A 26,564-nucleotide genomic window follows, 5' to 3' on the forward strand; every position below is an offset into this window, starting at 1 on the left:
ATTTAGTTCATTTATTAGGGATTACTGCTGTTTTCCCGGTCTATGTTGCGTCTAATTCCCCATAGGTGGGTCAAAGCAGCCGCTTTCTTAATATTAATTGCAGTTAATAAAAATAAACCATCTGAAAAAATCTATGTTTCCCCGCATATCAGCGTCTATTTACGGTGTGGTTATGGTTATCCTTGGTGTCAAATTTCTCCCCGGCAGCGTTTGTCTATTTCGGGGATGCTGTCGCCGCTGAATTTTTCCAGGAAGGCAGAGGCCAATTCAAAGGCAACCACAGCTTCGGCGACTACTGCTGCGGCAGGTACTGCGCAGATATCAGAGCGTTCTATCGCCGCTTTATCTTCCTGCCCGTTTTCCAGGTTGATACTGCGCAGGGGATTGTATAAAGTGGCTATGGGTTTCATCGCAGCCCGAATCACAATATCCTCCCCGTTCGTAATACCGGCTTCAATGCCCCCGGCATTATTTGATCCCCTTATAAAACCAGTCCCGTTGCTAAAAATTTCATCGTGCACCTGTGAGCCTGGCAGGCTGGCTGCTCTAAACCCCAATCCAATTTCCACCCCTTTGATCGCCTGAATACTCATCAGGGCACCTGCCAAACGTCCGTCCAGCTTACGATCCCAGTGGACATGACTTCCCAGTCCTACCGGGACGTGGCGGACGATGATTTCAAAGACGCCCCCCAGGGAATCGCCATTTTCTTTGGCCTGATCGATTTCTTTGATCATAGCCGCTTCGGCATCTGCATCGGCACAAAGCAAAACAGATTGCGGGGCATGTGCCTTAATATTCTCCAGAGAGCTCCTGGGAGCTTCAACGCTTCCAATCCGAATAACGTGACTGGTTATTTCCATTCCGTAATGCTCAATCAGCCTTCGCCCCACTGTGCAAGCGGCTACTCGGGCGGCGGTTTCCCTGGCACTGGCCCGCTCCAGGATGTTTCTTAAATCCTGATGACCATATTTGATATGTCCGGCTAGATCACCATGACCTGGGCGCGGCACTACTACAGTGCGCGACGTCAAATCCGCTTCCCCGGCAGCCATTATAGCTGACCAGTTGCTCCAATCCCGATTTTTTATCTGCAGACTGATAGGACTGCCCAAGGTTTTTCCCCCTCTAACCCCAGAGAGCAGCTCGACTTTGTCAGTCTCAATCTGCATGCGCCCGCCGCGGCCATACCCCTGCTGGCGGCGACTTAATTGGGTATTAATATATTCAGCCGTTAAATCCAGTCCGGCCGGCATGCCTTCAATAATCGCCGTTAATGCAATACCATGAGATTCTCCCGCCGTCAGATACCTTAACATCTTTCCATCCCTCCTAGCTGCGCTAAGCAATCCAGAAAACCCGGGAAGGAAATATTAATACATTCCGAGTTCTTAACTTCGGTGGTTCCATCCGCCGCCAAACCCATTAAAGCACAAGCCATAGCTATGCGGTGATCATGGTAAGACTCACATACTGCCCCCTTATACTTCCCGGCTCCCTTAATCAGCAATCCATCTTCCGTCTCCCTTATTTCAGCCCCGAAACGACTTAATTCAGTAGCCATAGCCCGCAGACGATTGCTTTCTTTCACTTTCAATTCTCCGGCATCACGAATAACGGTTTGTCCTTCGGCCATCGCCCCAACTACTGCCAAAACCGGAATCTCATCAATCAATCGAGGAATTAAATCCCCGCCTATTTCCACCGCCTTTAGGCTCTGGCCGACAACGGATACGTCACCCAGAATTTCGCCGGAGACGGTACGTTCATTTTCAATCTTTATCTGGGCGCCCATAGCCGCCAAAACCTCCAATATACCGGTACGGGTCGGATTTAAGCCCATATCCTGAATCGTAATACGCGAACCCGGTATAATTGCGGCTGCCGCCAAGAAGAAGGCCGCTGAAGAAATATCTCCCGGAATCACAACCTGCTGACCGGTTAATTCCCCCGGACTAACCACCGTTGTAAAGCCATCCACCTGGATTTTACCTTTAAACCCGGCCAACATCCTTTCTGTATGATCACGGGATAAAGCTGGTTCAGTAACGGAAGTCTCACCATCCGCATACAGTCCAGCCAGAAGTATGGCCGATTTTACCTGAGCACTGGCTACCGGACTTTGATAGTGGATAGCCTTTAAGGGTTCTCCTTTGATTGCCAGCGGAGCCAGGCGGTCTTGATCCCGGCCCCAAATTTGTGCCCCCATCTGCCGCAAAGGAACCGCCACCCGAGCCATGGGTCGCCTACGGATGGAAGCATCACCGGTTATTATTGAAAAGAAATCCTGCCCCGCCAGCAAACCAGATAATAAGCGAATGGTAGTACCGGAGTTGCCGACATCCAGATAATCCCCGGCTTCCTTAAGCCCGTGCAATCCCCGTCCCTTAATTTTTAAAGCGGTAGGACTAAGGGCTTCAATTTCCACCCCTAACTGGCGCATGCAGTTTACGGTACTCAGACAATCCTCCCCGGGAAGGAAATTTTCTACGGTAGTAATTCCATTGGCAATGGAGCCGATCATGACACTGCGATGGGATATGGATTTGTCCCCCGGAACCCTGATAACGGCCTGAAACGGTTTTATTTTTTTTATAGATAGATTCATTTCTAACCTCACCTTCGGTTTTATGAATACTTTAGCAGATTTATGCTCCCCGACACTAAAACCAACCAGGAACCGTTTGCGGGGAAGATTGCTCTTGCTGATTGCCGGGGGCTAAAAAAGTTCCTGTCTTATGCGCGTAATTAAAATCTAATTATAATCTAAATCTGCCAAAGGTAAATACCAGCACCGATTTTTTTCCTTGTTATTCAGTATTTGTTTATGCTAAACTTATAAACTGTAGGATGGTATTTAAGTTTAATTAAACAAAAGGTAGTATGGCGAGAATGGAAGGAATAGGCGGTCTGAGAACCGTAACCCAACCGTGTGCTCTGCCCACGGTTTTTTTATTTTCGCCGGAAAATTAGGAGGTTGGTAGTATGGTAGTCGTCATGCAGAAGGGAGCCACTCAGGATCAGATTCAGATCGTTCAAAATCGTCTGGAGGCAGAAGGTTTCAATGTTCACCTCTCTCAAGGTGTAAATCGTACTATAATGGGGGTCATTGGCGAGCCGGGCAAGATTGATCCGCAGATCCTGGTATCACTAGGTGGAGTCGAAAAAGTAGTGCCGATCTTGCAGCCTTTCAAATTGGCTTCGCGCGATTTTAAACACGAAAACTCAACTGTTCAGGTAGGCAACTGCGTAATCGGAGATGATCAGATAACGATTGTGGCCGGTCCCTGTGCGGTGGAAGGTCGGGAAATCTTCCTGGAAACGGCTTGGGCAGTCAAGAAAGCCGGTGCTGATATGCTGCGGGGAGGTGCCTTTAAACCCCGGACTTCGCCTTACTCTTTCCAGGGATTAGGTGAAAAAGGCCTTAAGATTATGGCGGAAGCTCGTGAATTGACTGGCCTGCCTATAGTAACCGAAGTTATGGATCAGAAGTCTATTGCCATGGTAGCTGAATACGCAGATGTTATTCAGGTAGGTGCCCGCAATATGCAAAACTTTTTTCTGTTGCGGGAGCTGGGCAAGGTAAACAAACCGATACTATTAAAGCGTGGGATGTCAGCGACAATTGAAGAATGGTTGATGGCGGCAGAATATATTTTGGGCAGCGGCAATCCGCAGGTAATCCTGTGTGAACGGGGTATCCGCACCTTTGAAACCTACACCCGCAACACCCTGGATCTAAGTGCCGTACCTTTGCTAAAACATCTATCTCATCTGCCCGTAATGGTTGATCCCAGTCACGGCACCGGCAAAAGAGATTTAGTAGAGCCTATGTCAATGGCGGCAGTAGCCTGTGGGACAGACGGCATCATGGTAGAGGTTCATCCCGACCCAGCCAATGCCTGGAGCGATGGGCCGCAATCTTTAATCCCGGATGATTTCAGCAAACTGGCCCAGAAAGTTAGACATTTAAAGGGCATTTATCAGCTGGACGATCAATCCGCTGGCAGAATTTAATTAGATACAAATTAACAAGCATCCCTGGGAACGGAAGCTTTAACTCTTTTAACCAGACGGATGCATAAGCTTTCGCAGGCAAGCAAGGATCCTCCAACTGTAATACATTGCAGCTAAATGTTTGTGCGGGCATGGGAGGTTTATATATGAAGATTAAAAAAGTAGGCATCATCGGACTGGGAGTCATAGGCGCATCTTTAGGCATGGCACTTCGTAACAGTAGTTCAGTAATTCAAGTGGCCGGCCGGGATTTGACAGAAAAAACCGCCCTGCAGGCCCTGGAAGTAGGGGCTATCGATGAACACCTGGATGCGCGCCTTTTGGGGGAGTGCGACCTGGTGGTAATTGCCACCCCACTAAATACCATCCCCCAAGTAGCAGCAGAAATAAAGGACTCGTTGAAGCCAGGTGCCTTGGTAAGTGATGTAGGCAGTGTTAAAGGCTGGGTAATGCAGGTTTTGCAGCAAGAACTTCCCGCTGAAGTTCACATTGTAGGAGGACACCCCATGGCTGGTTCAGAAAAAAGCGGCTTGAGTGCCGCGGATAAGTTTCTTTTCCAAAACGCAGCTTATGTTCTTACCCCCCAGCCAGATACCCCTCAGGATATACTTGCCGGCCTGATAGAATTACTTAAGACGATCGGAGCCCGAATAGCAATTATGGATGCTCAGGAACACGACCAGGCGGTGGCACAAGTAAGCCATCTCCCCCATTTGATATCAGCAGCGCTCGTAAATAATTTACAGAACAATCCGGAAGCACTGGCCCTGGCTGGAGGCGGTCTACGGGATACCACCCGTATTGCGGCCTCTGACCCCGAACTTTGGGAAAATATTTTGATGCTAAATTCCAACGCAGTAACCCAGGAAATAAAAAACATGCAGGAGCTGTTACAGAACTATCTAAAAGCGCTGGAAGCGGGAGACAAAGACAAAATTAGACGCTGCCTGGCCACTGCCCGCGACCTTAAAAAAAATCTGCCCAGTATTCGCCCTTGTCTGGAAGATTCCTGCGATATTATCGCCATAATACCTGATCAGCCAGGAGTCATTGGTAATTTAGGCAGTCTGTTAGGTAAAGAGCAGATTAACATCCAGAACCTGCAATTACTGGGGGTAAGGGATGAAGATGAGGGAACCATAAGGATTACGGTTAAAAGAGAGTCAGCCCCAACGGCCTGCCAATTATTAAAGGCCAATGGATTTAAAGCCTGGCTTAGAGAATTATAAAAAAGTCAAAAACCTATGTAAAAGCCGGGATTTATGCCCGGCTTTGCTGGTTTTAAGCGGAGTTCTACAGCTAAATTAATATATACCATGAGTCTAAACAGCAGCCAGGTAGTAATAGGTCTGCGGTCCAACCACACCATCTACTTTAATCGCATGCGCAGCTTGCAGAGCCTTTACGGCTGAAGCAGTCACCATGCCGAATTTACCGTCTAGTTCTCCCGTATAGTATCCAAGTGCCTTAAGATTTACCTGCAGGTAATAAACATCATAGCCCTGGTTGCGCTCAAAGCGATCCTTCTGCAAATACCTGCCACCCATATAGGTATGCTTATATAATTCCATAAAAGTATGAGGCCCCACGATGCCATCCTGGGTCAAACCATGATCATTCTGAAACATCTTTACAGCCGCCTGGGTTTTAGGACCAAAAATGGAGTCGGCAGGCGCGCCTATGGCCATGGCATATTTTTTCTTAGTACTGGAAAGCCGATTTTGCAGAACCCATACATCCCTGCCGCTGGAACCCTTGCTCAAAGTGCGGGAACCAAACATAGCTGCTCCGGACGGAAGATACGGCCCGGTCTGCTGTCCTAAAAAGAGATAAGTGTTTTTTCCGACCAGACCGTCTACGGTTAGATTAAAATAACCCTGGAACTTTTTGACCGCAGCTTCAGTTTTAGGGCCAAAAGAATTTTCTCCGGAGATCGGTATGCTTATAGGGCTGGGCAGGTTGTTCAGCAGGTATTGCAGTATTTCAACGTCAGTACCGCTTAAACCCATTTTCAAAAGACGACTGCCAAAATTTATATACGCCAACTTTCTAACCTCCTTTTTACATCTTTCAATGTATCTTATGAGTGAATGTCTTGAATGGTTACCAGAGTAGCCCCTTATTTCCAAACGTTGTATATAACAGATAAACTCTTATATTCCATGTATGTATTATGCAAAAAAAGCATATAATATATGATGTGTTTTTTGAAAACGAATAACGGCATATGTAATTATGAGGCGATTTAAGTAAATATTGGAATACATAGCTCTTTTTGATTTTATTATTGAAATGATATCTGAAAAGAAGTATAATACTCTTTGTCGGCGGGTGTAGCTCAATGGTAGAGCCCCAGCCTTCCAAGCTGGTTGCGTGGGTTCGATTCCCATCACCCGCTCCATATAATTGTCCCTGTAGCTCAGCTGGACAGAGCAACGGCCTTCTAAGCCGTGGGCCGGGGGTTCGAATCCCTCCGGGGACGCCATTACCTTTATCCGACACTGTGGTGGGTGTAGCTCAGTTGGCTAGAGCACCAGATTGTGGCTCTGGGGGCCGTGGGTTCGAGTCCCATCATCCACCCCAAAATTAATTCTTGACAACCCCATGGAAATACTAGTATACTCAGTAACGTTGGGGTTTAAAGAGTCACCGGACGGGTAACGGGAAACAAAGTATCCTTATACACGTTGGGGTGTAGCCAAGCGGTAAGGCAACGGACTTTGACTCCGTCATTCGTTGGTTCGAATCCAGCCACCCCAGCCAATTGAATACGGGCCATTAGCTCAGTCGGTAGAGCACCTGACTTTTAATCAGGGCGTCCCGCGTTCGAGTCGCGGATGGCTCACCATTTAAAACTTAGAACCCTCCAGGGATTGGAGGGTTTTTCGTTTTCTGTTGTAAAGTGGTTGATTATTAAAATGGGTGGCAAAAAGGTGGCAGAAGATAAATCTCATATTTTTTAGTCGATTTGATTCTCAAAAAATAATCGAGCAGCTTACTCTTAATCAGAAATCTACATAAAACGTTTTCATGCGTAAAGTTTTTCTTGCTTATAGCTAATTGCTATAACGAGTACTTTCTAAGTTCTTCTTTAAAACCACCTGTTACTTGTTCTAGTTGATGGACATAAGAAGTCAAATCTTTTATTTTATCGGAATACTCAGCTACATTAGCACTCATTTCCTGACTAGAGGCTGAATTCTCCTCGGCAATAGCCGCTAGAGTATGTAGGTTTTGGAAAACTTCACTAACGTGTTTTGTTTCATCTGATAATTCTTCGACTAGATTTACTATAGTATTAGCTACATTATTAATATCTTGGGCGGCATGCATATTATCTGCTACTGCTGTTTCCAAACTTTTATTACCATTTTCCAATTGAACAAACTGTTTACTAATATCTGAAACTAAACTATTAACTTGGTTTACAAAATATTGTAAATTCTCGTTAATAGTTCTAACTGCTTGTTTTACGTCATCAGCTAATTTACGGATTTCATCAGCGACTACTGCAAAGCCCCGTCCTTGCTCACCAGCCCTTGCTGCTTCTATAGCGGCATTTAAAGCTAATAGATTAGTTTGGTCAGCAATACCTTCAACAGTCGTAACTATTTCCATAATATTTTCTACCCGTTTGGATAAATCTTCCCCTTGTTGATTTACATCCCTAAACTCCTCTTTAGTTTCTAATAAAAGTTCAGCTACCGTTTTTACTTCTGTAAATGAATTTTCAATATTAGCTACTGCTAATTCTAAACTAGTTTTCGATTCTAATTCTCGCTCTGCAAGTTCATTAAGTTTATCAATATTACCAACTAAAACGCTAACTGATTTTTCTGTTTCTACTGCTTGATAAACTGCACCTTCTGATACTTGGTGGACTACATTGGCAATAACATCAGAAACATTACTCATTTCTTCAGCTATTTGACTAAACTTGCGGCTAAAAGCATATAAATCATCAGTACCACCTTTTAGATAAAGAAAATCTTTTTGTATATTTTCTTTAAAAACTTCGAGTTGATAACTAATATCTTCTAAGTTATCGTTAGTAATAATAGGGGTAGCTTTATAAAATTCAAAATCTTTTAAGTTAGTAGCTTGTTCTTTAAGTCCTTCTAAAGGTTTTAAGAAGAAACTACTTAAACTATAACTAAAAACAAATATACATAACGTATAGATTAAGGAGTTAAGATTTGTTCCTTCATTTATCAAAAAGACTATTAAACTTAATAAAGTAATACCTGTCGCAATTTTAAGGGGAACCGTTTTTAATAATCCTAAAGATAATACGGTAGTAGGCTTATAAGTACGGTTATAATCTTCACCTTTTTCTAAAGTTAATCTTACAATTATAAAATGCTTATCTCCATCAGTACCTTTATCTAGTACCTCTACATTTAAATCTTCATTAAAAAATTCAGAACAACCCTCTAAAAGACCTAAAAAGTAATCGAATAGACCTCGCTTAGATATATAATGAATTTCTATTTCTTTTGCACTAATACGAGTAGGAATAAGCCTAGGAGGGTTAGCCCCCTCAATTTTTTTTGTAAGTTGGGCATGGACTTCATCCATCATTAACAGAAAATCCCTCAAGTTATTCCTTTCGAAATAGGAGGGGTAGGCTTGCTGGAATGAAGAAACATTACTTCTACCTATTGCTTTCCATACTTCTGGCGTACTTTTCCCTACTTTTTTAGCTACTATTTCGATAATTTTAAATGGTTCATGATCAGGAATATTCTCAGCCGGTGTAATTATTCTAAGGGGTGACCAACCGTATTCTTGTAAAGCTTCATTTAATACTTCGCGTCCATAAAACTGGGCAATGCTGTTAAACCAAGTATCTACTACTGTACCTTTCAAGTACACCACCTCACTTAAATAATAGGAATTGCTTTTTCCCCTTCTCAGTATATCACTGGGTAATATTGTAATGCTATCATTATTGGAACAATATTACCCATGAATCATAATTCTTTACATGCAAGCAACAATGTCTTGAGCCAATGAACACTTGCAGTTAACATCGCTAAGCTACACTAATTATGATTAGTAATATGTAGTATTAGAGGAGATTGCATGAAAATAAGAAGGCTGCAAACCCTATCGATCAAGGCTCAAATAACCGGCACCATTATCATTATCTTGTTGATTGCCTTCAGTTGTTTGTTGCTTTTAACCCTGCAATTACAAAAAAAACAAATCGTCTCCATGACAGCTATTCAATTACAGGACTCAGCCCAGGACGTTACCGAAAAAGCATCCATTCTTCGCGCAACGGTAGATTCCCGGCAATATGATGGAAAACTGACTTATTACCTGGCCAAGCAAAGGGCTGAGTATTTAAGCAGAGGTTATCATTTAAGCCAATTCATTATTTCCCGTTCAAGTATAATAATGAAATTTGGAGATATGACTGAAATTCCCCTCCATCCTCAGCAGCAGGCCCAGATTTTTAATCAAAAACGGGGCATTATGTATACTGAATATGGTAATAAGGATTATGCCTTGGCCTATGATTACAACCTGGAAAACCAGACGGCGGTTTTGCTGATTTTGCCGGCAGCCGATTATTTAAGACCGGTAAACGTATTGAAAAACAGTATTTTAACCCTAAGCATAATAACCATGCTGGCGGCGGCCATGATTATCCTGCAGATGGTTAAATACCTAACGCGACCAATATATATTCTGGCCCAATCAGCCGGAGAAGTAGAGTCCGGGGTTTTAAGATCACAATCCTATCCCCGGCGCATGCCCCGGGAGCTCAAGGTGCTGGCCGGAAGCTTTGGGAATATGATCAACACAATCAAGAAATTTATTGCCAGCCTGCAGGAAGTTGTACAGCAATTAAATCGGACCAGTCAAAAACTTTCGCAAAGTTCGGCGGAGGTTAAAGAGGAATCAACAAGTATTTCCGCGCAGTTGCAGACGATTAATCGGCAGGTTCATGAGCAAATGGAGTCCATGGACAGGATACGCCATACAGTAGATAATCTGCTCCATTCAACCTCAATAATAAACAGCATGAATCAGCTTTCGGTTGATATCAGCCGACAGATATTTGAACAGTCCCAGTCCGGACGCTCCACCATGGAGAGATTAACCCATCAGATAGCCGGCGTATATCATTCCAGCCGGGATACCCACTCAGCTTTGCAAAGGCATAATCAAAGGGTAGAGGAAATAGCTGCTTTTAACGCTTCTGTGGAAACCATCGCCAAACAAATCAAGCTTCTAGCCCTCAACGCAACGATTGAAGCTGCCCGAGCCGGTCAAGCTGGCAACAGTTTTGGCATTGTAGCCGAAGAGATAAGCAAACTCTCCCAGGAGACTTACCGGTTTTCAAATGAAACGACCCATATCATAAATGAAATGCTGGAAGATTTTATAGCCCTGAAAGATAGTTTTCAAACGGTATTTGATGAAGCTCAGTCAAGCTCGGACTTAATCAGTCTATCGGGAGATATTTTCCAAAGCATTTACGAAAAGACCGACCAGAACAAGCAGGCCATAAGTGATGTGGCCCATGAATGTCAGGCAATATCAGAACAGATTAGGCAATTGGCGAATGACGAAAGAAGGATATACGACAACGCATTACAGGTCAGCAATAGTATTCCGGCTATGCTCAATTCAGCACTTCATCAAACCCAAAATACCGAATTAACCCTGCAGAGTTCTATGCAACTGGCCGGTTTGGCCGGCCAGCTTAAAGAGTTGGTGGGATCTCTGGATACTTAGATTATAAATAATCTGGTAGTGATTATTGGCAGCGAACGTGTCAATAAGCTTGCTTATGTATTATCGGAAGTGAGGTGATAAAATGTATAAACTAAAGAGCTTTATGATAAGCCGGCTGACCAAGAAGACTAATTACCAATTTGCCCAGTAAATAGTAATGAAGGATAGAACCACACTTTTAAGGCTCTCTAATAAATCCGACGAGAAGGTATGACTCCCCGGACACCTCCGCGGGGATTATCTATATCGCCGCTATAGCGTGGAATCAGGTGAATATGTAAATGAAAAATAGTCTGTCCGGCGGCTTCCCCGCAATTAATTCCAATGTTATACCCATTCGGTTTAAACTTAGTGTCGAGCAATTCCTTGCACTTTTCTATTAGATCATTCAATGCCCTGCGTTCTTCTGGGGTACTAGTCCAGAAGTCCTCTACATGCCGGTAAGGAATGATTAGAATATGCCCCTCGCTCACAGGATATCTATCGTAAATCGCATAGGCCAGATCATTCGATATTATAATTTCTTTGGGGTTGCAAAACCGGCAAGCCAAATTCATTTTTTCCTCCAAATCTCAATTAGCATACGGATTGCCACGATAACTTTTATCCCTTCAGTTTTTCTGTGAGGGTAAATCTTACAATTGCTTTAATTGTTGTCCATATCAAGTGAATTGCCTGTGCCTCTGTGGCGACTTCAAATACCACAATGCTACTATGCCCTCTTTTTTTAAAAAAGCTCTTTGTTACATTATAGGATTGATTATCAGAATAACCACTAGTTTTTCTCAAGAAGGTTTGTTCTAGTTCTGTAGTATTGTAGTCCCACGGTTATTGTTCTGCTGCCCTAAAGGCCCAGCTGAATGACAGCCTGACTGTGTATATTCAAAAATCGTTTCTTAATAGTGTAAAGAAAAAAAGCACCTGTCAAGGAACATCTTGTCCTCGCCCGGCTAAAAATCCAGCTATAATTGCCGTCAGCGGCACACAAATGATTAAACCAATTGTTCCTGCCAGTGATCTTACTATTTCAGTAGCAATGAGTTCAGAATTAAAAACGCGTACAACCGGGGTATCATAGGCTAGATACAACAACATAAATGGCAATGAGCCTCCAGCATATGCCAGAATCAAAGTGTTAGCCATAGTACCCATAATATCTTTACCCACATTCATACCAGCACTTACCAACTGCATTCGGCTCAAAGCGGGATTTGCTTTCTTAACTTCTTCAACCGCTGAAGCCACTGACATAGCCACATCCATAATAGCTCCAACCGCTCCAATTAAGATTCCCGCAAAAAGCAATCCTTGCATATTTATCTTTAGTCCCTCAACATATAAAAGCATTCTTTCTTCTTCAGTAGCCAAGCCATTTAAATGGGCAAGATCTCCAACCAGAATAGCCAATATGCCAGCAATTAACACACCAGTTATGGTCCCCAGAGTAGCAGCCAGAGACTTTCGTGTTATCCCCCCAATTACAATCATGGTCAGAATAGTTACGGCAGCAATAACCAATACTGTCAAAGGTAAAGGTGAATGGCCTTTTAATATAGCAGGAAGCAGTACTTTCCATATACCTAATACAGTGAGTCCTAATGCTACCAATGCTTGTATTCCTTTTTTTCCACCGATTCCAATCAGAAGAAGAATAAAAGCCAAAAGCAGATAAGTCAAATAATTAGTTCGGCCTATATCCGCCACATATACCTCTTGAATCTCATTTTCCTTGCCACTGTTTAGTTTTTCACTCATATATACTACTACCCGGTCACCTTCATTAATCTCGATATCAATACCGGGGCTGTTAGACAAACTATTGTGTGCAATAAATTCCCTGCCCTTGAACGGTCCGCTTAATATTTCAACCTTTACAGCCTGTTCTATTATCCGTCCATTTTGTTCTTCAAACTTTATTTCTCCTATTTCTTCAAGTTCTAAAACTTTTGCTTCTTCATACCTTTCAATAATTTGGTCTTGCTCTGAGGTAAGTGATGCTGCAGTTGGGACAGCAGCTTCAGAACTTTGTGAAAAAACAAGTATTATAAAAAGAGTCAGCCAAATAAAACCATAACGAATGGAGTACAAGTATCCAACACCTCCAATTAAATCTAGATAATATTCTAACATTTAAATATATTCTTGTTATGTTAAAACTTGCAATACTAGCGAATGGATATCTTTCACCGATCTTTAACAACTTCTATCCTGCCTTCATGTACATATAATAGCTTGGGCTCTTCGCATCTAATAATTGACTTCACCAAATATCGTTGCCAGGTTCTTAGGGGCCAGCTTTGCTTTTTATCACCCAGTTACGTTTTCTATCTAAGTTATCCCTGACTGTCTGATTCATCTTTTCCAAGGCTAGCCACCAGCTTTGCCCCAATTCCATCTAGCATTTCCTTGGTGCACTTTCTAAAACCAACGACTTCGCCTCACTGGAGGTATAAGGCACGGCGAAGCCGGATTTTCTTTATATGAATGTTTAACCTCAATTTTTTTAATCATTAGCATAAGAAAATCGTATTGTTGGAATAAAGGAGTATCGCAAAGAAATGTCAAATTGTGTAATTCTATATTAATAATTGTAGTAACTTTCACATAAACTGGGGGATAAGAGAATGAATAATCGTTTAATGAATATATCTACCATAGGGAGTTCCCAAGCTGTGGCTGATGAATTGCACCGGGTTACATCCATCTATTTTGGTCACAAAGTCCAAATGAAAAACAGGTACTATATCAAGGAGCTCCCTCCTAATTTAAATGATGACCTCTATATCGTACTTCCGACAAGAGTTGAGGAAGCCTCAAAGTATATAGACAGACAGCGAATATTCCCTCTCGAACTCATTCCCGAAGAACGTTTTTACATAAGGGTTGCTCGGATCCCCGCAGAATCCAATGTTGTGATCTTTAATAATAACGCCTCTCAAGGCAAAGCCATTGAGAAATACCTGCACGAGCGTGAAGTGAATCATGTACAGTATAGAATTCTCCCATTTAATGAGATGGAGACTCCTCAGATTAAGGAAGTATTGCAATCTGCAGACTACATCGTTGGAATGGAGGGCTTTGTAGGGGCTAAGGGAATTCTCTGGACTCATTACGGGCAGTTTTTTGATAAACAAAGGATTCCCGTGATTGGATTTAATAGGACCATTAAACCTGAGGATATACTTCATCTGACGGAAAAGGTGGTAGAATTTAACTTTAATCAGATCCTTTCCAACACCCAAGGTATTAGCTTCGACTTAAATGCCCATATTCAAGAAGTTATGAGTTCTATGGAAGGGATTGTAAATTTCCTGGAAGATACGAACACAAGTATCCAGGAAGCTCATGGCCGATTCCAGAAGCAAGTAGAGCGTATCAACGAAACTATTGAGGTTACCAATGATCTTAATACCAATACCCAAAAAATTGATGAACTGATTAATACGATTAAACAAATATCGGATCAGACCAATCTACTGGCGCTCAACGCGGCCATTGAAGCAGCCCGTGCAGGAGATGCGGGGAGAGGCTTCGCCGTTGTTGCCGATGAAGTAAAAAAATTGGCGGAAAGAAGCAAACAATCCATCCAATTCATCCAGCAGCTGGTTGCCAATATAAAACAGACCAATCATCGTACCATCCCGCTGCTCTATTTCTTAGCCGGAGAAATTAAGGAAATGGATGAGATTATTAATAAGATACTCAATAGCTCCACAATCAATCAAACTGAGGCGAAGTCCATATCCGAAGCCTTGAGTCGCGTTACGACGATCAGTGAACAGCTGACCAATGAGTTTACAGCCTTTAGTTTCTAATTACTATAATTCCAGGAGATAGATGAGGTAAATTGTCAGAAACAGATATCCCCTCCCGTCTTATATACCGGTTGCAGCATTCCATGGTGCTTAAAGGTATTGAAATTGGAGGGGATTCGCTATTATGGATAAGAAGGTATGGCGCATTCGCGATAAGCGGAACATGCAACGTCCAAGGATGGACTAGTGCAGCGATGCATGGATGGCAAAGAGCTGCCAGACAGGCATAATACCAAAATCCCCAGGAGATTACTATCACAAGCTAACCGGCAGATAAAGAATATTTTTCTATGCCGCCCGCATTACGCATTATAGGTTCTTACTGGCCTTTTAGGCAATCCCTGACCAGATCATTCTACAGCATTCCCCAGCGGCGCTCATAATCAATATTAAGCGTATACTCTTTATCACTGAATCCCCGTTCAGACAGACAACGGGTCATATTTAAAAAGTTATACTCGTCAAAAGATTCACAACGGGTTTCCATAATAATTCTATCAGGTAAATCTCGGGTAGACCAATTGTCAGTAAAACCGTATAGTATATCCATCATATCCGCAACCCTGCGGAATCGATGCTGGATAGAGTCTGCCAAGTCCCTGAGATCATCTGCCTTTTTAGTTTTTTTGCTTTTAAAGGGAATTAAGGCGTTTTTCTTTTTCTCAATTAATAAAAATTCAAAGCGAATCCGTTGTACACATGTACAATTCCGAGAATGCATAATCATACCTCCTGAAAATTCAATAGCAGGATAAGCCCCTGAATGGGCCTATCCCACTAATAGAATTCTTATACTCCGGCCCAATAACTGCCCAGAAGTAAAACAGATAATATGTAACCCAGAGGAACGTTAACCGCTACTCCAGTTGAGAAAGCAGCCAGCGGTTTCCATCCCACTGAAGTCAATTCTTTGAAACGCGTAGTCATGCCTATACAGAGGAAACAGAAGATAAAAGCCCACGTTCGCAAAGTTTTGACAGGCTTTATTACATCGCCATTGATTGCGCTGGCTATTTCCGGAGTAGCTGCAGAGGCCACCAGTACAGTAATAATTGCTGAAGCCACAAAGAATCCAATAACAAATTTGGGAAAACGTGTCCAGATTTCTTTAGCATCAGGTTTACTGCCATCTTCTCTTTTCTCCCATTTAGTAACCGAAACAAGCGCCAGGATAAAACACCAGATGCCAATAAACATATCACGTCCTACCACTTTCATCAGTGTAAAAGAACGAATCGCCTGCTCATCAATGGCTGCTGCCGCCGCCATTCCCGCAGCATCAGCAAATTCAGAGGTTCCAATCCATGCTCCGGCAGGCCCGGAAGGAATTCCTACCAGTTTTATAAAAAAGGGCAGGAAAAAGATCATGATAATAGCCCATACAACCACCAGGGATATGGATACCGATACATGCTGCTGATCTGCTTTTACTGCTCCCCCAACCGCAATCGAGGCAGATACTCCACAGATCGAACCGCCTGCTCCCAGAGTTGCAGCAAAACGACGATCCAGTCCAAACCACTTGGTTCCCACATAGAATATAGTCAGGAATGTGGTTACCGCAATTAAAGTTGCCTGTCCGAAAGCAACCGGTCCTGCCTGGATAATCAGAGTAAAGGGCAAAGTAGCTCCCAGCAGTACTATACCTGTTTTTACATAAAACTCTGTGCGCAGGGAAGCATTCATCCATTCAGGAATCTTGGTAAAGTTCCCTATCAACAAGCCCAGAGCCAAGGCAACCAGCGGAGCCTCCAGGTTATACGCTTTAAACCATGTGTTAGCCCCCAGAACCATAATGACAACGGAAAGTAGAAAGACAACAATAAATCCTGCTATAAACTCATTTAATTTGTAACCCAGTGCTTTAATCGCAATAGAAAAAACGACTGCAAAGGCAATAAACAGCCAGATATAGTTGGTGAATTCTGCGGCAAAATGTTGAGATACTGTGCTAAACTCTGTCCATGTCGGTACATCGAGGGCAATTGGTTTAAGGCTGCTGCCAGCTTTCCAAAGCAAAATGGCAACAAACACAATGCCTAAACCAAGCCAAACTGCCCACCAATCCTCCTTCTTCCATAGATTGGACCATCCTCCACTCACATTTGCCGGTTCCGGTGTAGAAGAATTACTCAAATACGCACCCTCCCATCAAAATACTTTTGGTTCATATTTCCTTTTAAAATCCTTTGTCTGCCACTGTTTTAGTCCTGTTCTCCCCCTTTCATTCCTTGAACAAGTCCAAGCCGATATTAAACTTTTGCCTTTGATATATTTAACAGGACATAAACGCTGACTCCCGGGCCATAGCTTATGTCTTGGTAAATCTTTTGAATTAGGCGAGCCCAGTTTCTGCAAAAGGCCTTTTTGAAAATATCAGATTCAACCAACAACGGCTTCTCTACATCGTTCTCGGTTTTTTTGCGCATCCCGCGCGACTTGTTGGAATAGTATCCGCAATATCTGACCAGCTGTTCGCCTTATTGGGAATATGGATAACAAGTCTTGGCAACCAGTCAAGGGCCATAAAGCTTTCCCGAACGCTGCTGTTTTTGACTCTATAGATTACTCTGGCAATACCATCACGTACTTCGGATGCAGGTGTATAGAGCAGTCTTTCCTGCGAAAGGGATGCACTATTTCCTGTTTATTTTTTAATTGACTTATTAGCTTTAGCCACAAAATTTATAGCCCACTCAGGATGTGACGGGGCATACAAATGATTGTATGACGCAATTACGTTGCGGACTATGATTCCATCTGCATTACTGTCAATCCCATGACCACGGTTCATCTTAAAAATGCACATAATCTCTTGGGGATTAAAATTACAGATTTGTGAATGATGGAACTCATGGCCTCTAATCACTGTCCCGGTTTTAAATAGGTAATTGGGATTGGTGGTCAGCATCCTTGTGTATCCATGTCCTTTCGGATACGCTTCCATTGTGGTATCACATGGCAAAACACCGCACATTTGAAAACTCTCACCACCATAATGAAGTCGTCTCGAAAGGTACATTAAACCTCCACATTCAGCATAGACTGGCAACCCCTTTTCAACCTCATTACGAATTGAGGTACGCAGTGTTTCGTTTTGTTCCAGTTCATGTCCGAATATCTCCGGAAAGCCGCCCCCGATATATAAACCCTGTATATCGGGCAGTTGGCCGTCTTCAAGACTATTAATGTAAACCAGATCGGCTCCGGCTTGCTCTAATGCCTCCAAGTTTTCCGGATAATAAAAGCTGAAGACCTGATCTCGAATTACACCTATACGGGTAGAGGTGACCGTCTGGTTGCGTTCAATATTATATTCCGGCAATAGTTGTGCAGTTTGGGCGATTTCCAATATTGCCTTTAAATTCACATGCTGCTCCATCTGTATCGAAATATTCTCCAGCAGTTCATTGGCCTTACTCCATTCTTGAACTGTAACCAGCCCCAGATGTCGTTCTGCAATCAAAGGCGTCTTTTGTTTGGGTACTGCTCCCACTACAGGTATCCCTGTATAGTATTCAATTGAATTACGCAGCATATCTTCATGCCTTGGCCGGGCAACTTTATTTAAAATTACTCCTGCTATCTCTGTCTCGGGTTCAAAATGTTGAAATCCCTTTACAATGGCTGCTGCACTGCGGGTCATCCTGGTTGTATCAATAACCAGGATTATCGGTGCTTTAACCGCCCGTGCTACTGCCGCAGTACTGTCACTTCCCTCAAGATCAAGCCCATCAAATAGACCCATAGCACCCTCGATAATAGAAATATCGGCACCCTGGCTTCCGGTTACATACTGTTCTACTAATTGTTCCTTATCCAGAAAATATAAATCGAGACTGCGGCAACTCCTTCCGGCTGCTAGGCTCAGCCAAGCCGGATCAATAAAATCAGGACCCTTTTTAAAAGGTTGAACCTTAAGCCCCATCCTTTTTAAGGCAACAATCAGACCTAGTGTTATGGTAGTTTTGCCTGAACGCCCGTGTGGCGCTCCTATCGCTAGTCTCATTAATACTCATCCTTTAAGGGTTTTGAACGTGGCGCCACGAAGTGCATATAAAATTAATTTTATATACACTTTGTAATACAGTTCACTATCTTACGCTCATCGGTTGTTCTTAATTGAAAGATAACACACGACAAGAAGTTAGAATAATTTAATAAACTTATAATCACTATTAGCAAATATTTATAGTGCTGAATTGCCCACGACCCCATACGTTCTGGTGAAAAAGAAATAGAAGGAGATTAAAAAAAAGTTCCTCTTCTACACTAGGGCTCATGGAATTATTCGAAAAGGATATTATAAAAAAGCATCTTCTATGTACAAGGCACTTAGGAAGATGCTTTAGATACTCTTTATATTCTCTTGAGTCGTCATATGATTAAAATGCGAATGGCTGCGCGGTATTCCTGCGTGATGCAGTATCGATATACTGCAAATAGATTACTTTATGCGGACATGAAAAAGCCCGCTTGTGGTTTTACAAGTGGGCTTTTGGGGGTACTAACAGACACAGGAGAACCGTCAGGCTGGGTGAAAAATGTTTATAGACCGTATATATTTACAGCTCACCTGGTAGATCGGCTTGTTTAGATACATATTATTCAATAATGGGTATAACGATACAGCGAAATGGGCTTTTCACACAGGTTGCCGTCCCCTTGTGTCTATGCTTCTTCCAGAACATATCCTGCTATGTTACGGCAGTGGTCGCCTATTCTCTCCAGGTTTACCAATAAATCAAGGAAAACGGCTCCGTTGTTGCCATTGCATTTCCCTTCATTGAGCCTGCGAATATGGGCTTTGCGGTAAGTCGCCTGTAATTCATCAATCAGTTCTTCATGGGTTAATACTTGCCGGGCCACGGATTTGTCCGTTTTTTCCAGGGCTCGGTAGGTTAATAACAGTGTATTGGTGGTAACTCCAATGATTTTTTCTAATTCCTCATGGGCCTCGCCGGAGAAGTTTACCTGGTACTGTTTGGCGTAGTCGGCTTGTTCGATAATATTACTGCAATGGTCGCCGATCCGTTCAATGTCATTTAGAGATTGTAAAATGATATAAGCGTGGTTGGATTCCTCCTCGGACAGCTGTTTTTGGGACGCTAGTACTACGTAGTCGGTTATTTCTCTTTCCATGCGGTTAATTGCTTTCTCCAGGGCATCTGCTTTTTTAAAAGCAGCCTCATGGTTGTTATGGAAATAGTCAATGGCATTGGTAAAGGCTTCATAGGCCATATACCCCATGCGCAAGGCCTCTCTTTTAGCCTGGGCAAGTGCCACGGAAGGATTTTTCAAAAGCCGGCGATCGATATATTTGGGGCGATAGGGATCATCGTAAATATCGGTTTTTTCAGGAATCAATACGGTAACAATGAAAGCCAGTACAGCAACCATGGGCAACTGAACCAAGGTATTACTGATGTTAAAAACCGCATGGGTTTGGGCCAGCTGCAGTTTTATGTTCAAGGTGTCCCAGGTGCCGGTAAATCCAGGCAGCAGGATAAAAAAATAATTCGTAACGAGTACTATAAATTTCTCAAAAAACCCCATCAAAAATAGGGGCAGAAATATAATGGTTCCAAGCAGGTTAAATATAAAATGGCTCAAAGCCGTTCTTTTAGCCGCAACACTGGCCCCCAAGCCTGCCAACAGGGCAGTAATGGTAGTACCGATATTGTCTCCAAACAGGATCGGGACGGCCTGGTGGTAGGTTATCGCTCCCTGGTAGGCCAGTTGCTGCAATACTCCTATAGTCGCACTGCTGCTTTGCACCAGGAAAGTAAAAAACATACCAATAGTTACACCGATAATGGAATTATCATCGATGCTGGTCATCAAATCGATAAAGAAGGGCAGATCTTTAAGGGGCTTCATGCCGCTTCCCATAAGGGTTAAGCCGAAGAATAACACCCCAAATCCCAATAACGATTGGCCGATAACCTGAATATTCTTCTTTTTGGCAAACAGATATATTAGAGCACCTAAGCCGATTATAGGCAAGGCATAATCCTGCAGGTTAAATCCTATCAGGAAGGCGGTCAAGGTAGTGCCGATATTAGCCCCCATGATTACCCCTATGGCCTGGCGCAATGTCAAAAGCTGGGCATTAACAAGCCCTACGGTAAGTACGGTAGTAGCACTGCTGCTTTGGATCAGGGCCGTAACCAGCGTTCCGGTCAATACTCCCCGAACCGGGTTGCGGGTTCCTTTTTCCAAAATCCTGCGCATCCGATCTCCGGCCGCTGCTTGCAGTCCATCCGACATAAAGTGCAGTCCAAACAGAAACAACCCTAGCCCGCCTATAAATGGAAACAGAATATCTGTTACAGATACTGTCAAAGAACTACCTCCCTTTAGCCAAAACGATTAGTACGATAAAAACTGACACGATTGGGTGCAAATATCAAGCAATAATTTACTCGGGTTTCCCTGTATATCAGGGTTTATTAGCAGCAGCCAGAATTTGCTACCAGATAACCATATTTATCTTCGCTTTAACGATTCGATTTCCTTCCTGTTTAAATAAACGATATATAGTATATCATTTGTTATCACTTGATGGTCGTTTAAAATATATAAAAAAGTCGCTATTAATTTAATATCCTGAATATCTTACTATAGCATTAGCTTATTGCTAACCCTTGGGTAAATTAAAATACTTTGAGTTGCCTAAAAAGCTCATTTTGCCAATTTAGCAGTTATAATAATTATAAGCATAATGTCTTGCACATTGCCTGAATTTTTGTTTGTTTTGAAATCAGGTTATACAATCTTTTTAATTACTTGATGGGAGAGGGGTTACTTATGAATAAAAACTTCGAGCTTATGTTTACTAGCACCGGCAACTTATATATAAGTTTGTTTTATGGAGACGCGCTTGCTTATGTACATGCCTACGATGATATGGAACAGGCGGCCGGCGACCTTAATGACTTTTTTTCTCTGGAGTTCTCGGTTGCCCTTTGGGAAGGTAATCTACTCAACGATGATGAGTTTGATCCCTTTGACATCGAGTTTAATCCTGAATTTGAACGCAACGGCGAATTCTTTTGGGCAATGGACATCGAACAAATACGCAAAAGTATACAAATCCATAGTTGGACAAACGTTCAGGATTTCCTGACGGCCTGGGATGCATTAACATCACCGTTTTAACCACCATTGCCGGGATTTAAATATAGTGCCGACCACGATGTTAACCTTGACTAATTTGAATAAGACATCGCTTTCGTTAAATCCTGCTTATCCGTTAAAACAGATTTAAAAAGATCACCCTGTTTGCTTAGGCGTGGGAAAATGTTTTTGATCGTAAACATGTCAGGGGAAACCTCCTCTATCTCCTCCCAACGGATAGGTGCAGAAATGGGGGCGCCTTCCCGGGGACGCACACTGTATGGAGAACAGATGGTTTGACCGATCGCATTTTGCATATAGTCTATATATATCTTGCTTCCTCTTTTATTAACTGTTCTTTCTATGGTTGCTATATCCGGCCTGACCGTACTGACCATACCCGCTATCAGACCGGCTGTTTGACGTACTTCCTCATAGCTGTAGCGGGGCAGGAGAGGCACATAGATGTGCAGTCCTGCGGAACCTGATGTTTTAATATATGCCCGTAGCTGCAGTTCATCCAAAACCTGCTTAATCAGCAGGGCAATCACTACAATTTCTGGATAGGAATTATCCGGGGAGGGATCAAGATCAAAAACCATATAATCTGGATTTTGTATAGAAGCCTGGCATGATAACCAGGGGTGAACCTCAATGCACGCCTGGTTGCCCAGCCAAACCAGATCTGCCTTCTCCCGGGCCAGCATAAAATTTATGATTTTATCGCCTGATTCCCAGGCAAAAGTTTGAATCCAATCCGGCAGGTATCCCGGTACGTTTTTTTGGTAGAAAAATTTTTGATTAATTCCATCCGGGTAGCGGGTAAAAACCAAGGGACGCTGATTAAGATGAGGAAGAATGTAGGAGGATATTTCCGCATAATAATGGATGAGTTCGCCTTTGGTATAGCCCTCGCCGGGCCATAGTACTTTATCAAGGTTGGATAACTTTAATCTGCGCCCTTCCAATAAAATCTGACTGGATTTACTCACTTAAAGAAACCTCCGCTTCAGACCTGACAATCTTGCAGTTTAAGCCGAATAAATTCTTTAATCGTCGGCGACCTAAGCTTCATATCTTCGCTCCACTCCAGATATTCAACCCTCACTCCTATTTCCGGCTTGATAAAAAAACAATCGGTTTTTATTTTATCAAGATTGATAAAAGGTGAACAGGAAATTTCTAGGCCGGGCAGTTGCTCGGAGAGTATCTGCTGTTGCCCGTGGCTTAGACCGCTGCCTGCTTTGCCGACATAACTTAAACCTCCGTCTTTATATACACCTAACAAAAGAGCGTTTACTACGTTGCCCCGCAAAGTATAACCACCCACCAGACAGTTCTGACTGCGCAGGCATTTTATTTTTAACCATTGCCGATGCTTTTTCCCAGGCAGGTACAGACTTTCTTTGGCCTTGGCCACAATCCCTTCCATATTAAACTCATCTACGGCTTTAAATAAGGCCCGGCCACTGTCAAAGTCCTCCACCAGATGTAAAAAACCCTGACTGAACAAAATCTTTTCCAACCGGGATTTCCGTGCTAACAAATTTTCCTGACGCAGATCCTGCCCGTTTAAATGCAACAGATCAAAAACCATATAATGAACCGGCAGTAACTCCCTAAGATAAGACAGGCTCTTGGCATCCCGGCTGCTGTCCCGGCGCATTATAGATGGAAAGCTGGGTTTGCCTTCTTTTAAGACCACCAATTCGCCGTCCAAGACTGCCGTTTTAGCATCCAGCATGGCAGGTAGTTCCTGTAATTCCCCATATTGATTGGTGCGCTCATGGCCATGTTTATTAATCAGGCGTACCCGGCTTTCGTGCACGACCGCAATCATCCTTACCCCATCCCATTTTACCTGATAAATATAGTTTTCATCATCAAATGCTTTAGGGAAAGTAACCGGTTCCATTACCGTTTGATAATCCTTTATCAGCTGTGACATCATTATCAACTACCAGTTTTGCTTTTACGCTTGCTTGAGGGAGCAGGTCTTTTTTCTTTACGTTGTTCTTCGGCTAATTTCACGCTGGCTTGCAGGGCTTCCATCAAATCCACTACATTACCCCGCGCCTCGGGAGGCTGCTGGGAAGTTACGACTTCCTCTCCGGCCACCTTGGCGGCAATCATTTCACCCAGGGCTTTGCGATACTCGTCCTCATACTTGGCGGGATCAAAATCAACCGAGAGGTTTTCAATCAGGTTAATCGCCATCTTGATCTCTTTTTCGTGCAGTTTGGAAGGATTGAGACCGTGGTTTAACAGTTCTGAAGAACGAATTTCATCCGGATAAAAGATCGTTTCCATGATCAATATTTCCTCCTTGGTTCTTAAGGCCGCCAGGGATTGACGAGAACGAATAATAACTCGGGCAATGGCTATTTTGTCAGTTTTTTTCATGGCCTCAATTATCAAGGCATAGGCTTTCTCCCCTCCCGGTGAAGGCTCCAAATAATAGCTTTTATCAAAAAAAACTGGATCCACCTGACTCAAGGTAACAAAATCCAGAATATCTATAGTTTTGGTATTTTCCTGGGGTATACTCTCCAGATCTTCCTCATCTATGACTACATAACTGCCTTTCTGGTATTCGTACCCCCGAACAATATCGCTGCCGTCTATCTCCTTGTCACAGTGGGGACAGTACTTTTGGTATCTAATAGGTGACAGGCATTCTTTGTGCAAGTAATTAAATCTAATATCTTTGTTTTCAGTTGCCACATACATATTAACCGGTATATTGACCAACCCAAAACTAATGGCTCCTTTCCATAGTGTTTTCATCCCAGCACCGCCTTTTTTTTATTTAGCCCCTTTAGCCAAAGGCTCCAACCCAAATTAAAAAGCCTTATTATTTTGTGTTATCTCGAGTTTATTCATTATTAGCATCTATAAATTAAATAAAAATATTCCCCGATCTGTCCCAAAAATATAAATAGTCACGCCATCTTAAAAAATAGCGCCCTCGGCCGCAATACATTTCTATGAAATGAAAATTGCCCATTTGCAATTATCCATAAGAATAGTATATTTATAATAGAGGTTTTCTAATTTAGAGATAAAAGTTTTTAACAAACAGATGTTTAATATTATATTAACTATTCTGCATTAAGGAGATGGCGATGAATAATCCTTTTGTTGATATGTTTCGTCAAATCAGTATAATCAGGATACTGGAAGCCCTGCAAGGTGTTGGCGCACGCCGTCAGCAACCCATAGATAAAACGGTTTTAAAACCTAAAGCATACACCTCCCGACAACAGCCTTTCAGTGAAATCATTCAGGCAGCCAGCAAGGCATATGGAATTGATGAGGGCATTATCAAAGCGGTTATAAAACAGGAGTCCTCTTTTAATCCCCATGCCCAATCCTCTTGCGGAGCTATGGGTCTGATGCAGTTAATGCCGACTACGGCCAAAAGTTTAGGAGTAAAGGATGTATTTAATCCCCAGGAGAATATAATGGCCGGCACCAAATACCTTAAACAAAAGCTAAACGAATTCAATGGTGATTTGCCCATGGCCTTGGCAGCTTATAATGCAGGCAGCGGCGCAGTAAAAAAATACGGCGGTATACCGCCGTACAAGGAGACCCAGGCTTATGTAAAAAAAGTCATGAACTCAGTTGATCATATGGCATAGTCCAGTTCTTCCCTTTTAGCATGATAAAGTTTTCAAAGGTTTACTGACCTAAGATAAATCCGCCAGGTTCTGGGCAACAGCCGATAATTCTTCCGACATGGCTTCCATTTGCTGAACACTTGATGCTACCTGCTGGGATGTTTCGGATTGATTCTTTACCACCTGCACAGCATTAGTAACACCCTTGGTAATAACTTTTACCGATTCTTCAATGTTGGACAGTATACTGGATATCCTTTCCACCGATACAGTACTGTTTTCAGCCAGTTTTCTCACCTCATCGGCCACCACCGCAAATCCCTTGCCATGTTCTCCGCTGCGGGCCGCTTCAATAGCTGCATTCAACCCAAGCAGTTTGGTTTGTTTGGCGATAGAATTAATAAGGTTTAGCACTTCTTCGGTCTCGCCTAAGTGGACAACAGCCTGATTGGCCGAATCCATAAGCCTATCCGCTCTCACCGCTACCTGCTGCGAAGATTGGGCTACCTCTTCAACCATCCGGCTAACGTTTTGCATGGTTGCTGATAATTCTTCCGACATGCCGGCTAATTTTTCGGCCTCCTTATGCAATTCATGGATCATTTCTTCCCGCGACTCCACAATGGTCATCATTAGATTGGCCCCGTGGGACTCGACCACAAATAAATGGTCACTCTTATTTTCATATATAATCTGCTGTACTTTTTCTACCCCAGTGGCTTCAATAATCAGCTCGGCAGGGAGTTTTAAAAGATTGTTAATATCATTATACGTTGGTATTCCGAATTTGCGAGCTAACCGCATACCTGGGGCATCATTGTCCACGTCACAAATACCCAACACTTCAACAGCCTTTATGCCCTGAAAAGCTTTTAAAATAGACGTCCCACCATCACCAGCACCCACAATTATTACCTTCGTCATTACAAATCCCCCCTGCATCTTTATTACATCTTATTCGAAAACCAGCGTAATCAAACCTTCTATATGGTATACGCAAACTTTTGCGCCGTATACTATATCAAACCCCTAGTTGGTATAAATGTAAATTTCAAGAACATATCTCTAATTTCCTGCTTATTTTTTTAGTATATTAAAGTTATTTATTATTTAAAAGTAAATTAACCGCCAACCAAGGCTTCTTGGTGTCAAGGGGGTGTCAAGGGGACGGTTCGAGATCACTGAAAAAGTCCATTTAAAGCACAAAAAGCATACCCTCCTGTGGTATAATTTGGTTAGC

20 protein-coding genes and 5 tRNA genes are annotated in these 26,564 nt (G+C 42.9%); 11 read left to right on the plus strand and 14 right to left on the minus strand.

From position 1 onward, the window contains the following. Positions 1-188: 188 nt before the first annotated feature. Complete coding sequence (aroC, locus tag AAV90_RS13210) at positions 189-1,319, minus strand: chorismate synthase (RefSeq protein WP_046499985.1); 1,131 nt, start codon at positions 1,317-1,319, stop codon at positions 189-191. Further along, on the minus strand, positions 1,313-2,608 hold the full coding sequence (gene aroA / locus AAV90_RS13215; protein WP_046499987.1) for a 3-phosphoshikimate 1-carboxyvinyltransferase: 1,296 nt from the start codon (positions 2,606-2,608) through the stop codon (positions 1,313-1,315). Before aroA ends, aroC begins: the two co-directional genes overlap by 7 nt. 377 nt (positions 2,609-2,985) lie before the next feature. Here aroA and aroF point away from each other — a divergent pair, with 377 nt between their 5' ends. Both aroF and AAV90_RS13225 read left to right on the plus strand, forming a co-directional pair. Continuing rightward, positions 2,986-4,017 carry a 3-deoxy-7-phosphoheptulonate synthase gene (aroF, locus tag AAV90_RS13220; RefSeq protein WP_046499989.1) on the plus strand — a complete coding sequence of 344 codons (1,032 nt, stop codon included), beginning with the start codon at positions 2,986-2,988 and terminating at the stop codon, positions 4,015-4,017. Between the two features lie 146 nt (positions 4,018-4,163). Continuing rightward, entirely contained in the window at positions 4,164-5,246 is a 1,083-nt protein-coding gene (locus AAV90_RS13225; protein ID WP_052729802.1) for a prephenate dehydrogenase, read from the plus strand. A gap of 93 nt (positions 5,247-5,339) precedes the next feature. Here AAV90_RS13225 and AAV90_RS14250 read toward each other — a convergent pair whose 3' ends face one another. Continuing rightward, positions 5,340-6,062, minus strand: a complete 723-nt coding sequence (locus AAV90_RS14250; protein ID WP_052729803.1) for a peptidoglycan-binding domain-containing protein — start codon at positions 6,060-6,062, stop codon at positions 5,340-5,342. Between the two features lie 282 nt (positions 6,063-6,344). Between AAV90_RS14250 and AAV90_RS13235 the strand changes: the two genes are divergently transcribed. The 5 genes from AAV90_RS13235 (at position 6,345) to AAV90_RS13255 (ending at position 6,865) form a co-directional block, all read left to right on the plus strand. Then, positions 6,345-6,418 (plus strand) — tRNA-Gly (locus AAV90_RS13235). Positions 6,419-6,425: 7 nt separating this feature from the next. After that, positions 6,426-6,502, plus strand: a tRNA-Arg gene (locus AAV90_RS13240). Positions 6,503-6,523: 21 nt separating this feature from the next. Beyond that, a tRNA-His gene (locus tag AAV90_RS13245) sits at positions 6,524-6,600 on the plus strand. 105 nt (positions 6,601-6,705) lie between these two features. Next, positions 6,706-6,780: transfer RNA gene (locus tag AAV90_RS13250), tRNA-Gln, on the plus strand. A gap of 9 nt (positions 6,781-6,789) precedes the next feature. Continuing rightward, positions 6,790-6,865 (plus strand) — tRNA-Lys (locus tag AAV90_RS13255). Positions 6,866-7,080: 215 nt separating this feature from the next. On the opposite strand, the gene AAV90_RS13260 is transcribed toward AAV90_RS13255, so the two are convergent. Continuing rightward, the gene (locus AAV90_RS13260; protein ID WP_046499991.1) at positions 7,081-8,886 is read right to left on the minus strand and encodes a heme NO-binding domain-containing protein; all 1,806 of its coding nucleotides are present in this window, start codon (positions 8,884-8,886) and stop codon (positions 7,081-7,083) included. Positions 8,887-9,102: 216 nt separating this feature from the next. Between AAV90_RS13260 and AAV90_RS13265 the strand changes: the two genes are divergently transcribed. Further along, entirely contained in the window at positions 9,103-10,767 is a 1,665-nt protein-coding gene (locus AAV90_RS13265) for a methyl-accepting chemotaxis protein (RefSeq protein WP_046499994.1), read from the plus strand. Positions 10,768-10,955: 188 nt separating this feature from the next. Here AAV90_RS13265 and AAV90_RS13270 read toward each other — a convergent pair whose 3' ends face one another. Together AAV90_RS13270 and AAV90_RS13275 are read right to left on the minus strand one after the other, a co-directional pair. Further along, positions 10,956-11,324 (minus strand): HIT family protein, encoded by a 369-nt coding sequence (locus AAV90_RS13270; protein WP_046499996.1) that lies wholly within the window; start codon positions 11,322-11,324, stop codon positions 10,956-10,958. Positions 11,325-11,691: 367 nt separating this feature from the next. Continuing rightward, positions 11,692-12,897, minus strand: coding sequence for a YibE/F family protein (locus AAV90_RS13275; RefSeq protein WP_084691615.1), 1,206 nt, complete (start codon positions 12,895-12,897; stop codon positions 11,692-11,694). A gap of 494 nt (positions 12,898-13,391) precedes the next feature. Here AAV90_RS13275 and AAV90_RS15640 point away from each other — a divergent pair, with 494 nt between their 5' ends. Continuing rightward, complete coding sequence (locus tag AAV90_RS15640) at positions 13,392-14,582, plus strand: methyl-accepting chemotaxis protein (RefSeq protein ID WP_046499997.1); 1,191 nt, start codon at positions 13,392-13,394, stop codon at positions 14,580-14,582. A 355-nt stretch (positions 14,583-14,937) separates the two neighbouring features. Here AAV90_RS15640 and AAV90_RS13285 read toward each other — a convergent pair whose 3' ends face one another. The 4 genes from AAV90_RS13285 to AAV90_RS13300 all read right to left on the minus strand — a co-directional run bounded on the left by AAV90_RS13285 (position 14,938) and on the right by AAV90_RS13300 (position 20,927). Beyond that, positions 14,938-15,303, minus strand: a complete 366-nt coding sequence (locus AAV90_RS13285; protein ID WP_046499999.1) for a hypothetical protein — start codon at positions 15,301-15,303, stop codon at positions 14,938-14,940. Between the two features lie 68 nt (positions 15,304-15,371). After that, positions 15,372-16,718, minus strand: a complete 1,347-nt coding sequence (locus AAV90_RS13290) for a YeiH family protein (RefSeq protein ID WP_046500001.1) — start codon at positions 16,716-16,718, stop codon at positions 15,372-15,374. A 511-nt stretch (positions 16,719-17,229) separates the two neighbouring features. Then, positions 17,230-18,591 carry a cobyrinic acid a,c-diamide synthase CobB gene (locus AAV90_RS13295; RefSeq protein ID WP_046500003.1) on the minus strand — a complete coding sequence of 454 codons (1,362 nt, stop codon included), beginning with the start codon at positions 18,589-18,591 and terminating at the stop codon, positions 17,230-17,232. Positions 18,592-19,253: 662 nt separating this feature from the next. Then, positions 19,254-20,927 (minus strand): Na/Pi cotransporter family protein, encoded by a 1,674-nt coding sequence (locus AAV90_RS13300; protein ID WP_046500006.1) that lies wholly within the window; start codon positions 20,925-20,927, stop codon positions 19,254-19,256. Positions 20,928-21,413: 486 nt separating this feature from the next. On the opposite strand from AAV90_RS13300, the gene AAV90_RS13305 reads away from it, so the two are divergent. Next, the gene (locus AAV90_RS13305) at positions 21,414-21,743 is read left to right on the plus strand and encodes a hypothetical protein (protein ID WP_207642074.1); all 330 of its coding nucleotides are present in this window, start codon (positions 21,414-21,416) and stop codon (positions 21,741-21,743) included. 50 nt (positions 21,744-21,793) lie between these two features. Here AAV90_RS13305 and ligD (AAV90_RS13310) read toward each other — a convergent pair whose 3' ends face one another. From ligD (AAV90_RS13310) to ku, 3 genes are read right to left on the minus strand one after another with little or no spacing between them, the layout of a single operon-like run. After that, positions 21,794-22,693, minus strand: coding sequence for a non-homologous end-joining DNA ligase (gene ligD, locus AAV90_RS13310; RefSeq protein ID WP_046500008.1), 900 nt, complete (start codon positions 22,691-22,693; stop codon positions 21,794-21,796). 17 nt (positions 22,694-22,710) lie between these two features. Beyond that, positions 22,711-23,652 (minus strand): non-homologous end-joining DNA ligase, encoded by a 942-nt coding sequence (gene ligD, locus AAV90_RS13315; protein WP_052729805.1) that lies wholly within the window; start codon positions 23,650-23,652, stop codon positions 22,711-22,713. Positions 23,653-23,654: 2 nt separating this feature from the next. Next, positions 23,655-24,488, minus strand: coding sequence for a non-homologous end joining protein Ku (gene ku, locus AAV90_RS13320; protein WP_046500010.1), 834 nt, complete (start codon positions 24,486-24,488; stop codon positions 23,655-23,657). Positions 24,489-24,826: 338 nt separating this feature from the next. Between ku and AAV90_RS13325 the strand changes: the two genes are divergently transcribed. After that, positions 24,827-25,345 carry a lytic transglycosylase domain-containing protein gene (locus AAV90_RS13325; RefSeq protein WP_046500011.1) on the plus strand — a complete coding sequence of 173 codons (519 nt, stop codon included), beginning with the start codon at positions 24,827-24,829 and terminating at the stop codon, positions 25,343-25,345. A gap of 48 nt (positions 25,346-25,393) precedes the next feature. Here AAV90_RS13325 and AAV90_RS13330 read toward each other — a convergent pair whose 3' ends face one another. Beyond that, positions 25,394-26,248 (minus strand): methyl-accepting chemotaxis protein, encoded by an 855-nt coding sequence (locus AAV90_RS13330; RefSeq protein WP_046500013.1) that lies wholly within the window; start codon positions 26,246-26,248, stop codon positions 25,394-25,396. Positions 26,249-26,564: the final 316 nt, after the last annotated feature.

It is taken from the genome of Syntrophomonas zehnderi OL-4, assembly GCF_000983115.1.
Classification (GTDB): Bacteria; Bacillota; Syntrophomonadia; order Syntrophomonadales; family Syntrophomonadaceae; genus Syntrophomonas_B; species Syntrophomonas_B zehnderi.

Bases quoted from the DNA above. Each gene is read 5' to 3' on its own strand.
- aroC (WP_046499985.1), bottom strand. From the start codon at position 1,319: ATGTTAAGGTATCTGACGGCGGGAGAATCTCATGGTATTGCATTAACG.
- aroA (WP_046499987.1), bottom strand. From the start codon at position 2,608: ATGAATCTATCTATAAAAAAAATAAAACCGTTTCAGGCCGTTATCAGG.
- aroF (WP_046499989.1), top strand. From the start codon at position 2,986: ATGGTAGTCGTCATGCAGAAGGGAGCCACTCAGGATCAGATTCAGATC.
- AAV90_RS13225 (WP_052729802.1), top strand. From the start codon at position 4,164: ATGAAGATTAAAAAAGTAGGCATCATCGGACTGGGAGTCATAGGCGCA.
- AAV90_RS13265 (WP_046499994.1), top strand. From the start codon at position 9,103: ATGAAAATAAGAAGGCTGCAAACCCTATCGATCAAGGCTCAAATAACC.
- AAV90_RS13270 (WP_046499996.1), bottom strand. From the start codon at position 11,324: ATGAATTTGGCTTGCCGGTTTTGCAACCCCAAAGAAATTATAATATCG.
- AAV90_RS13275 (WP_084691615.1), bottom strand. From the start codon at position 12,897: ATGTTAGAATATTATCTAGATTTAATTGGAGGTGTTGGATACTTGTAC.
- AAV90_RS15640 (WP_046499997.1), top strand. From the start codon at position 13,392: ATGAATAATCGTTTAATGAATATATCTACCATAGGGAGTTCCCAAGCT.
- AAV90_RS13285 (WP_046499999.1), bottom strand. From the start codon at position 15,303: ATGCATTCTCGGAATTGTACATGTGTACAACGGATTCGCTTTGAATTT.
- AAV90_RS13295 (WP_046500003.1), bottom strand. From the start codon at position 18,591: ATGAGACTAGCGATAGGAGCGCCACACGGGCGTTCAGGCAAAACTACC.
- AAV90_RS13305 (WP_207642074.1), top strand. From the start codon at position 21,414: ATGTTTACTAGCACCGGCAACTTATATATAAGTTTGTTTTATGGAGAC.
- ligD (WP_052729805.1), bottom strand. From the start codon at position 23,652: ATGATGTCACAGCTGATAAAGGATTATCAAACGGTAATGGAACCGGTT.
- ku (WP_046500010.1), bottom strand. From the start codon at position 24,488: ATGAAAACACTATGGAAAGGAGCCATTAGTTTTGGGTTGGTCAATATA.
- AAV90_RS13325 (WP_046500011.1), top strand. From the start codon at position 24,827: ATGAATAATCCTTTTGTTGATATGTTTCGTCAAATCAGTATAATCAGG.
- AAV90_RS13330 (WP_046500013.1), bottom strand. From the start codon at position 26,248: ATGACGAAGGTAATAATTGTGGGTGCTGGTGATGGTGGGACGTCTATT.